The organism is Variovorax sp. P1_H12_2, from assembly GCF_056405335.1.
Map to the genome: position 1 here is coordinate 1 of NZ_JBFUCI010000240.1, position 9,761 is coordinate 9,761.

9 protein-coding genes are annotated in these 9,761 nt (G+C 70.7%); 5 read left to right on the forward strand and 4 right to left on the reverse strand.

Annotated elements, in window-relative coordinates; translation table 11 throughout:
• The coding region (locus tag AC1D2K_RS21720; protein ID WP_478090899.1) for an ABC transporter substrate-binding protein at positions 1 to 447 on the forward strand (447 nt) is incomplete at its 5' end.
• A 29-nt stretch (positions 448 to 476) separates the two neighbouring features.
• Positions 477 to 1,031: a transcription elongation factor GreB gene (gene greB / locus AC1D2K_RS21725; RefSeq protein ID WP_478090900.1), complete on the forward strand. Its 555-nt coding sequence runs from the start codon at positions 477 to 479 to the stop codon at positions 1,029 to 1,031.
• 4 nt (positions 1,032 to 1,035) lie between these two features.
• On the opposite strand, the gene AC1D2K_RS21730 is transcribed toward greB, so the two are convergent.
• From AC1D2K_RS21730 to AC1D2K_RS21745, 4 genes are all read right to left on the reverse strand, one after another.
• Entirely contained in the window at positions 1,036 to 3,288 is a 2,253-nt protein-coding gene (locus tag AC1D2K_RS21730) for a RelA/SpoT family protein (RefSeq protein WP_478090901.1), read from the reverse strand.
• A gap of 95 nt (positions 3,289 to 3,383) precedes the next feature.
• On the reverse strand, positions 3,384 to 3,587 hold the full coding sequence (rpoZ, locus tag AC1D2K_RS21735) for a DNA-directed RNA polymerase subunit omega (RefSeq protein ID WP_019656435.1): 204 nt from the start codon (positions 3,585 to 3,587) through the stop codon (positions 3,384 to 3,386).
• A 34-nt stretch (positions 3,588 to 3,621) separates the two neighbouring features.
• On the reverse strand, positions 3,622 to 4,242 hold the full coding sequence (gene gmk / locus AC1D2K_RS21740; RefSeq protein ID WP_478090902.1) for a guanylate kinase: 621 nt from the start codon (positions 4,240 to 4,242) through the stop codon (positions 3,622 to 3,624).
• Positions 4,243 to 4,339: 97 nt separating this feature from the next.
• Positions 4,340 to 5,227: a helix-turn-helix transcriptional regulator gene (locus tag AC1D2K_RS21745; RefSeq protein WP_478090903.1), complete on the reverse strand. Its 888-nt coding sequence runs from the start codon at positions 5,225 to 5,227 to the stop codon at positions 4,340 to 4,342.
• 96 nt (positions 5,228 to 5,323) lie between these two features.
• Between AC1D2K_RS21745 and AC1D2K_RS21750 the strand changes: the two genes are divergently transcribed.
• The 3 genes from AC1D2K_RS21750 to AC1D2K_RS21760 all read left to right on the forward strand — a co-directional run.
• Positions 5,324 to 6,475, forward strand: coding sequence for a metallophosphoesterase family protein (locus AC1D2K_RS21750; protein ID WP_478090904.1), 1,152 nt, complete (start codon positions 5,324 to 5,326; stop codon positions 6,473 to 6,475).
• Positions 6,472 to 9,132: an AAA family ATPase gene (locus tag AC1D2K_RS21755; protein WP_478090905.1), complete on the forward strand. Its 2,661-nt coding sequence runs from the start codon at positions 6,472 to 6,474 to the stop codon at positions 9,130 to 9,132. Before AC1D2K_RS21750 ends, AC1D2K_RS21755 begins: the two co-directional genes overlap by 4 nt.
• An 11-nt stretch (positions 9,133 to 9,143) precedes the next feature.
• The coding region (locus AC1D2K_RS21760) for an exodeoxyribonuclease V subunit gamma (protein WP_478090906.1) at positions 9,144 to 9,761 on the forward strand (618 nt) is incomplete at its 3' end.

The window sequence follows — 9,761 nt, forward strand, 5'->3', positions numbered from 1 at the left end:
CTGCACATCATCAACAACGTCGGCGCCTCGGTGGGCTCGGTGCTGGCGCCGGCCGGACTCGACAAGTCGACCGGCCTGCTCACGCTGCAGTACTACAAGGACCCGAACGACCCGCAGTGGAAGGACGACCCGGCGATGCTCGAATGGCGCGCCTTCATGGGCCGCTACTACAAGGAGGGCGACCCGAAGGACGCCTCCAATCTGTACGCCTACCTGGCGGCGCAGATCATGGTCCAGATCCTCAAGCAGTGCGGCAACGATCTCACGCGCGAGAACGTGATGAGGCAGGCGGCCAACATCAAGAACCTGAAGCTGCCGCTGCTCCTGACGGGCATGTCGCTGAACACCACGCCGACCGACTTCTTCCTGGTCAAGCAGGGGCAGCTGGCGCGCTTCACGGGCACGCAATGGCAGGGCTTCGGCGAGGTGCTGAGCACCACCGACTGAGCTTTTCGCTGTGATACAACCATCGGAGCATGAGCAAGGCATTCACGAAGGAAAGCGACGCGGACGACGACGAGGGCGCAGCGCTGCCGCCGTTGCCCGCGGGCGGCAAGAACTACATGACGCCGGCCGGCTATGGGCGGCTGCGCGCGGAGTTGCTCGACCTCATGGACAACGAGCGGCCGAAGGTGGTCGAGGCGGTGCATTGGGCGGCCAAGAACGGCGATCGCTCCGAGAACGGCGACTACCTCTACKGCAAGAAACGGCTGCGCGAGATCGATCGCCGCATCCGCTTCCTGACCAAGCGGCTCGAGGTGGCGGAGGTGACCGACCCCTCGGTGCACCATGGCAGCGACCAGGTGTTCTTCGGCTCGACCGTGCGCTATGCGGACGAGAACGGCGAGGAACGCGAGGTCACCATCCTCGGCATCGACGAGGCCGACAGCGCCCAGGCGCAGGTCAGCTGGATCTCGCCGATCGCGCGGGCGCTGCTCAAGGCCAGGGAGGGCGACGTGGTCAAGCTGGCGACGCCCGGCGGCGTGCACGAGATCGAGGTGCTGTCGGTCAGCTACCCTGCGCCGACTTGAAGATTTAGGGCGCCGGAACGGTCCGCGCCGCCGCGAGCACGGACGACGTGCGCCGCGCTGCGCGCAGCACCGCATCGAGGTGCGTGCGGTCGCGCACCGCGATCACGAAGCGCAGGTCGGTCGAATCCTGCGGCGTCTCGTCGGCCATCTCGACGTGCGTGATGTCGGCTTCGGCGTCCGCCAGCGTGGCCGCGACCCGCGCCAGCACGCCCTTGTCGTTGCGCACCGTGATCACCACGCCGGTCTCGAAGGTGCGCACCGGCTCGTCGGCCCATTCGACCGCGAAGAAGCGCTCGCTGTCCTTGTAGCGCAGCCGCTGGCCGACGCCGCATTCGTCGGTGTGGACCACCAGGCCCTCGCCGTGCCCGAGGTAGCCGACGATGGCGTCGCCCGGGATCGGCCGGCAACACAGCGCGAAGCGCACGGAGGAGTTCTCGCTGCCGTCGAGCGTGACCGCGCCCTGCGACACCCCCTCGTGCGCGGTGAATCGTTCGCGGCTCAGCATCAGCGCGTCGGGCTTCTCGCCGCGCTCGGCCAGGAGCGCCATCAGCCGCTTGGCCACGATGCTCGCGATGCGCTTGCCCAGTCCGATGTCGGTCAGGARCTCGGAGCGGGTCCGGTTGCCGGTGAAGCGCAGCAGCTTCTCCCACAGCGCCTGGTGCTCGGCGTCGTCGTCGGGCAGCTTGCCCAGGCCTTCGGCGCGCAGCGCCTGCGCCAGCAGCTTCTCGCCCAGGCCTTCGGATTCGGCGTGCGCCAGGGTCTTGAGGTAGTGGCGGATCTTGGAACGGGCGCGGCCGGTGCGCACGAAGCCGAGCCAGGCCGGGTTGGGCGTCGACACCGGCGCCGTGATGATCTCCACCACGTCGCCGTTCTTGAGCTCGGTGCGCAGCGGCACCTGGTCGCCGTTGATGCGCGCCGCCGAGGTGTGGTCGCCGATGTTGCTGTGGATCGCGTAGGCGAAGTCGACCACGGTGGCGCCGCGCGGCAGCGCCATGATCTGGCTCTTGGGCGTGAAGACATAGACCGCGTCGGGGAACAGGTCGACCTTGACGTGGTCCCAGAACTCGGCGGCGTCGCGGGTCTCGTCCTGGATGTCGAGCAGCGACTGCAGCCACTTGGCGCCCAGCCGCTCGCTGGTCGCCGCGGCCGGCTCGGCCGCCTTGTAGAGCCAGTGGGCCGCGACGCCCGACTCGGCCACCACGTGCATCGCCTCGGTACGCAGCTGGAACTCGACGTTGACACCCGACGGACCCACCAGCGTGGTGTGCAGCGACTGGTAGCCGTTCAGCTTGGCGATCGCGATGTGGTCCTTGAACTTGCCCGGCAGCGGCTTGTACATCTGGTGCAGGATGCCCAGGCCGGTGTAGCAGGCGATCACGGTCGGCACGATCAGCCGGAAACCGTAGATGTCGGTGACCTGGGCGAAGCTCAGGTGCTTCTCGTCCATCTTGCGGTAGATGGAATAGAGCGTCTTCTCGCGCCCGGCGATGCGCACGCTCATGCCGGCGGCGGCAAAGCCGGTCTCGACTTCCTGCTGCACCTTCTGGATCAGGTCGCGGCGCCGTCCGCGCGCCTTCGCCACCGCCTTGGACAGCACCGAGTAGCGCCAGGGCCGCAGGTGCCGGAATGACAGGTCCTGCAGTTCGCGGTAGGTCTGGTTCAGGCCCAGGCGGTGGGCGATCGGGGCGTAGATCTCGAGCGTCTCGCGCGAGATGCGGGCCCATTTCTCGCGCGGCGCATCGTCCAGCGTGCGCATGTTGTGGGTGCGGTCGGCCAGCTTGACCAGGATCACCCGCACATCGCGCGCCATCGCCAGCAGCATCTTGCGGAAGGACTCGGCCTGGTTCTCCTCGCGGGTGTTGAAGCGCAGCTTGTCCAGCTTGGTGAGGCCGTCGACCAGTTCGGCCACCGGGGCGCCGAAGCGCTCGATCAGCTCGGACTTGGTGACGCCGCAGTCCTCGATCGCGTCGTGCAGCAGGGCCGCCATCAGCGCCTGGGCGTCGAGCTTCCATTCGGCGCATTGCGCCGCCACGGCGATCGGATGGGTGATGTAGGGCTCGCCGCTGTTGCGCAGCTGCCCCAGGTGGGCCTCGTCGGCGAAGCGGTAGGCGCGGCGGACCTGCTCGATGTCCTCGGGGACCAGGTAGTCGAGCCGGTCGGTCAGGGCGGCGAAACTGGCGGCGGCCGCATTCAGCGCCGCGGGGCTCGGCCGCAGGGCAGGAGGTGTCCCGGACTGGGGCTTGACGACCGCGCTCATGGCGTGCACTTTAGCGTGACGGCCGGTGCCACGCATTCGCCCACAAAAAAAGCACCGCGTACGGTGCTTCCTTGTTGCATGTGAGCATCAACTTCTCAGCCGGGGACCTTCTTCAGCATCTCGAGGCCGATCTTGCCTTCGGCGATTTCGCGCAGCGCGGTCACGGCCGGCTTGTTCTTGCTTTCGATCTTCGGGGCGTGGCCCTGGCTCAGCATGCGCGCACGGTAGGTGGCGGCCAGCACGAGCTGGAAGCGGTTCGGGATGTGAACGAGGCAATCTTCGACGGTGATGCGGGCCATGAGGATCTTTCGGTGGGCGGACTTTGGGGTCGTTTCAGGGGATGTTCAGCGCGGCGAAGGTGTCGGCGCGTGCGCGGCGCTGTGCGGAATAGCGCAGCCGCTGAGCGTGGACGATCGCTTTCAGGTCGAAAAGTGCGCGCTCAAATACCTCGTTGATTATAACGAAGTCGAATTCCCCTGCGCGCGCCATCTCTTCTGCGGCGTTCTGGAGCCGCAGTTCGATGATCGCGGCGCTGTCCTCGCCGCGGCGCTCGAGCCGCGAGCGCAGCTCTTCCCAGCTCGGCGGCAGGATGAAGATCATCACGGCATTGGCGAAGGTCTTGCGGATCTGGAGCGCGCCCTGGAAGTCGATCTCGAGGATCACGTCCGCCCCCTGGGCGATGCGTTCCTCGATCGCCTTCTTGGAGGTGCCGTAGCGCTGGCCGTGCACATGGGCCCACTCGACGAAGGCCTCGGCCTCGACCATGGCGTCGAATTCGGGGTGTGAGGCGAAGAAGTACTCGCGGCCGTGTTTTTCCTGGCCGCGGGGCGGGCGCGTGGTGTGCGACACCGAGGGCTGCACGGCCGAGTCGAGCTCCATCAGGGCCTTGACCAGGCTCGATTTGCCGGCGCCGCTGGGCGCCGCGACCACGAAGATGTTGCCGGGGTAGTCCATGGATTCTGTGTTCGATGCCCGGCAGCCCAGGCGCGATGCGGGCTTTCAGCGGCTGGATTCTGGGGTGTGGTCGCGTTGGCGGGAACCCTGAAGTTTATCAGCCGGGGCCGGCGCGCCCGGGCGCCTGGTAGCCCGGCGCCAGCAGCGCATTCGCGGCGCCGTAGAGCACCAGCGGGTCCGTGAGGCTCAGGGCGTACTCGGGGCCGCGCAGGCTGTGGTCCGGCGAGCAATCGACGTTCCAGCGCCTGAGCATGTGGCCGACGTTGGCGGCCCGCACCTTGAGGCGCAGTACGCCGCCGGGCATGTCGTAGTCGCGCCGGATGACCTCGGGGCGCGGGTGCGAGGGGTGCGGCACCAGTTCGAGCTCGACGATGCGGCTCCACTGGACGTCGTGCTCGGCGGTTTCCTCGCGGCCGACCCCGCTGTCCTCGATCACGACCGGCGACTCGATCCGCGTCAGCACGAAATCCCGGAATTCGGCGGACTTCCGGTCGAAGGCCCTGACGTGCCACCGGACGCCGGAGTCGACCAGCGCGAAAGGCACCAGCTCGCGCTCGCCGGGTTCGCCGGACAGGGAGTGATAGACCAGCCGCAGCGCCTTGCCGCAGTGGATGGCGCGGGTCACGGGCGCCAGCACCGCCATGCGCGGGACGCTGAGGGCGGCCGGGGTCTCGCAGCGCAGCAGCGGCGAGAGGTCTTCCGCGGCGCCCTGGCCGAAGCCCTGCGCCAGCGCGCTGAGCACGCGTTGGGGCGCGTGGTCGAACAGCGGAGTGAACGAGGCGCTCGGCAGGTAGAGCTTGCGGGTGCCGTCGAAATCGAGGTTGCCGGGCGCCGCTTCGCGGTACTGCGCGATGTCCCGGGTCGCGCCGGCCGGCCCCATGCCGAACTTCGAGACCAGGTCGGAGCGCCGCAGCTGGCCCAGGAAGTACAGCCGGAAGTCGATGTACGACAGGCGTTCGAGCTGGGCGCGGGGGATCGGCGACATTGCGCAGATGGTAACCTGATCGTCACCATAAAAGATCAAAAAGATAATTTTATGTCATCAAAATGATGATGTAATGGCGCAAAGGCACCACGGACCATGACACGCTTCCTTCATACGGCCGACTGGCAGATCGGGCGCCAGTTCGCCACCTTCGATCCCGAGCACGCCCCCATCCTGGCCGAGGCGCGCATCGCCGCGGTCGAGCGCCTGGCCGCGCTCGCCACCGAGCAGCAGGTCGACGCGGTGCTGGTCGCCGGCGACGTGTTCGATGCACAGACCGTGTCGGAGCGCACCGTGCGCCGCCTGTTCAATGCGCTGGCGGGCTATGGCGGTCCCTGGCTGATGATCCCCGGCAATCATGACGCCGCCCTGGCCGAGAGCGTCTGGACCCGCGCCCAGCGCCTCGGCGCCGCGCCGCCCAACGCCCATCTGCTGCTGACGCCCGAACTTCGGCTCTTCGAAGCGCAGGGCTTCGCGGTGCTGCCGGCGCCGCTGACGCAGCGCCACACCTACAACGACCTGACGGCCTGGTTCGACGCCGCCGAGACGCCGGCCGGCCTGCTGCGCATCGGCATCGCGCACGGGAGCGTGCAGGGCATCCTGGCCGAGGGCATCGATTCGGCGAATCCGCTGGCGGCCGAGCGTGCCGCCAGTGCCCGGCTCGACTACCTGGCGCTGGGCGACTGGCACGGCTGCAAGCGCATCGACGGGCGCACCTGGTATGCCGGCACGCCCGAGCCCGATCGCTTCAAGGCCAATGAGGCCGGCCAGGCGCTGCTGGTGGAGATCGCGGCGCCGGGTGCGGAGCCGCAGGTGACACCTCTGGCCGTCGGCCAGTTCCGCTGGCAACTGCTGGGCGCCCACCTGCACGTCGCGAGCGACCTCGATGCGTTGCTGGCGCAGCTGGCCGGGCTCGATGCGCAGGACGTGGTCGATCTGCGCGTCCAGGGCCGGATCGACCTGGCGGGCCGGCAGCGGCTGCAGGCCGCGGTCGGCAGCGCGGAAGCGCGGGCGCGCCATCTGCAATCCGACCTGTCGGCCCTCCAGCTGGTGCCCACGGACGAGGACATCGCCGGCCTGCAGGCCGACGGCTATCTGGGCGAGGTGATCGCCGAGCTGCGCGAGGCCCAAGGCGGCACCGATCCGCAGGCCCGGGTCGCGCAGGACGCGCTCGCCCTGCTGACCGCGGCGCTGGTCCAGCGCGCACCGGCCGTGCCGATCGTCGCGATGGAGGCAGCGCCGGCATGAACCTGCAGATCACCCGCCTGCGCGTCGAGCAACTGCGGCGATTCCGCAAGCCGCTGGAGCTGCGCGGCTTCGAGCCCGGGCTCAACATCCTCAGCGCGCCCAACGAGGCCGGCAAGAGCACGCTGGTGCGCGCCATCCGCGCCGCCTTCTTCGAGCGCCACCGTTCCACCGCGGTCGACGACCTGCGCCCCTGGGGCGAGGGCAGCGGCGCGGCGCCGCAGGTCGAGCTGGACTTCGTGCTCGACGGCCAGCCGCACCAGCTGGTCAAGAGCTTCCTCGGCAAGAAGCGCTGCACGCTGCGCATCGGTGTGCGCACGCTCGACGGCACCGAGGCGGAAGACCATCTCGCCCAGCGCTTCGGTTTCGCCTTCGCCGGCAAGGGCGCCAGCAAGCCCGAGCACTGGGGCATTCCCGGCCTGCTGTGGGTGGAGCAGGGCACCGGCCAGGAGCTGGACGTGGGCCATGCCCGCGACCATCTGCACGACGCGCTGCAAGGGCAGGTCGGCGCCGCGATCGGGACGCTGGCCGCCACCGGCGGCGACGAGCTGCTGGAGCAGTTGCGCGCCCAGCGCAACGAGCTGCTGACCGGCACCGGCAAGCCGCGTGCCGCCTATCTCGAGGCCGCGGAGTCGATCGGCGCCATGCAGTCGCAAGCGGATGCGCTCGACGCGCAGATCGCCACCTACCGCGAGCAGGTCGACCAGCTCGCCGCGCTGCGCCAGCAGCATTGGTCCGACGAAGCCGCCCAGCCCTGGGAGGCGCTGCGCCAGGACCTGGTGGCCGCCCGCCAGCGCCAGCAGGCCTTGCAGGCGAGCCAGGCGCAGCTCCAGGCCGATCGGACCCGGCTGCAGCAACTGGAGGGCACGCGCGGCCTGCTCGCGAAGGAACTCGACGGGCTGGCCCGACAGCAGTCCGACGCCGCCGTCCGCGGGCAGGCGCTGGATCAGGCCGCCCTGCAGCTGCAGGCCGCCGATGCCGCAGTGGCCGCGGCGCGCCAGCACGCCGAAGCCGCCCGCTCGCGCGCCCACGCGGCCCGGGAGGCTTCGCGCATCGCCCGCCAGGAGGGCCAGCGCGACAGCCTGCGCCAGCAGCTGCAGCAGGCCCAGGCCGAGCTCGTCCGCAGCGCCGAAGCGCTGCAGCGCGCCGAAGAGGCCCAGCAACGCCTGGCCGCGCTGCGCGCCGGTGCCGCCGAGGCGCCCCATATCGGCAAGGCCCAGGTGCAGCGGCTGCTCGAACTCGACCGCGCCGAACGCGACGCCGCGCTGCGGCGCCAGGCCGTGGCCACGCGCCTGCAGTTCAACCTGCCCGAGGGCCAGACCCTGGGCCTGCAAATCCACGGCGACAGCCTGGCGCTGCAAGCCCGCGGCGAACGGCTGCTCGACGCACCGACCACGCTCCAGCTGCCCGGCGGCGGTGAACTGACCATCACGCCGGGCGGCGAAGACCTGGCCCTGCTGGCCCGCGGCCATGCCGAGGCGCAGCAGGAGATGAAGGCCGCGCTGCTGGCGCTCGGCGTGGCCGACCTCGCGCAAGCGCAGGCGCGGCTGAGCGCGGTCGTCGAACGCGACGCGCAGATGCGGCTGGCCGAGCAGGCCTTCGCCATCGTCGCGCCGAAGGGGCTGGAACCGCTGCGCAGCGCGCAGGCCGAGGCGCAGTCGCGCATCCGCACGGCGCAGGACGTCCTGGTGCGCTTGCCCGAGGCCCCGGCCGAGTCCGTGCTGCCGCCGGACCGGGCCGAGGCCGAGCAGGATGCGGCGGCCGCCACCGAACAGGCCACCGCCGCCGCGCTGGCCCAGGCGCAACGCCGGCAGGCCGCCGCGCAGAGCCTCCACGGCACCGCGCAGCACGAGCATGCCGCGGCCCAGGCGGCGCTGGCCGATCCGGCCCGCACCCAGCGCCAGGCCGAGGCGCAGCAGCAACTGCTGGCCACCGGCGCCGAGCACGCCGCGCTGGCCGCGCGGATCGACCAGGCCAGCGCCCAGGTGCGCGAAGCCCGGCCCGACATCGTGGCCCAGGACATCGACCGCCTGCAGCGCAGCATCGAGCAGATGACGCGCAGCCACCAGCAGCGCCGCGAGGACATCCTGCTGCTCGAGAACACCCTGCAGCAGGCCGGTGCGCAAGGCCTCGAGGAGCAGCGCGGCGCGCTCGCCGGCCGCCTCGCGCAGGCCCGGCGCCGCCACGCCGAGCTGCAGCGCCGCGCCGAGGCGCTCGACCTGCTCTGCAGCAAGCTCGACGCCAAGCGCCAGGCCACGCTGGCCCGTCTGCAGGCGCCCCTGCAGGAGCGCCTGCAGCACTACCTGCCATTGCTGCTGCCGGGCGCCAGCGTGCAGATCGACGCCGGCCTCGCCCCCGGGATGCTGAGCCGCACGCTGGCCGGCGGCGCGAGCGAGTCGGGCCAGGTGCAGGACCTGAGCTTCGGCGCCCGCGAGCAGCTCGGCCTGATCAGCCGCTTCGCCTACGCCGACCTGCTGCAGCAGRCCGGCCGGCCCACGCTGCTGATCCTCGACGACGCGCTGGTGCACAGCGACGCCCCGCGCCTGGCGCAGATGAAGCGGGTGCTCTTCGATGCCGCCCGGCGCCACCAGGTGCTGCTGTTCACCTGCCACCCGCAGAATTGGCAGGACATGGGCGTGTCTCTGCGGCCCCTGTCCTGACCCGCCGCGCAATGACCGACCCCGTTCTCTCCCCCGGCTTCATGGCCGTGCACAGCAACCACCCGGAGGCGTTGCGCGACCTGATGGTCGCCTGGATGGCCCGCCATCCGCTGGCGCCGCTGGAGGACGAGTGGGTGCTGGTGCAGAGCAACGGCGTGGCGCAGTGGCTCAGGCTCTCGCTGGCGCGCRATGCCGGGCAGGGCGGCGTCGGCATCGCCGCCGCCCTGCAGACCGCGCTGCCGGCCGGCTTCATCTGGCAGGCCTACCGCGCGGTGCTGGGCGCGCAGGCGGTGCCCGCGGCCTCGCCCTTCGACAAGCCCCTGCTGGTCTGGCGGCTGATGCGGCTGTTGCCGGCGCTGCTGGCCGAGGAGGTGTTCGCGCCGCTGCGCCGCTTCCTCGCCGACGATGCCGACCTGCGCAAGCGCCACCAGCTGGCCGAGCGCCTGGCCGACCTGTTCGACCAGTACCAGGTCTACCGGGCCGACTGGCTGGCCGGCTGGGCCGAAGGCCATGACCTGATCGCCACCGGCCGCGCCGGTGCCCAGCCGGTGGCCGACGAACTGCGCTGGCAGCCGCGCCTGTGGCGCGCGCTGCTCGCCGACGTCGGCCCGGCCGGCGCGGCCCACAGC

Bases quoted from the DNA above. Each gene is read 5' to 3' on its own strand.
- rpoZ (WP_019656435.1), bottom strand. From the start codon at position 3,587: ATGGCCCGCATCACCGTCGAAGATTGCCTCGTTCACATCCCGAACCGC.
- gmk (WP_478090902.1), bottom strand. From the start codon at position 4,242: ATGGACTACCCCGGCAACATCTTCGTGGTCGCGGCGCCCAGCGGCGCC.
- AC1D2K_RS21745 (WP_478090903.1), bottom strand. From the start codon at position 5,227: ATGTCGCCGATCCCCCGCGCCCAGCTCGAACGCCTGTCGTACATCGAC.
- AC1D2K_RS21750 (WP_478090904.1), top strand. From the start codon at position 5,324: ATGACACGCTTCCTTCATACGGCCGACTGGCAGATCGGGCGCCAGTTC.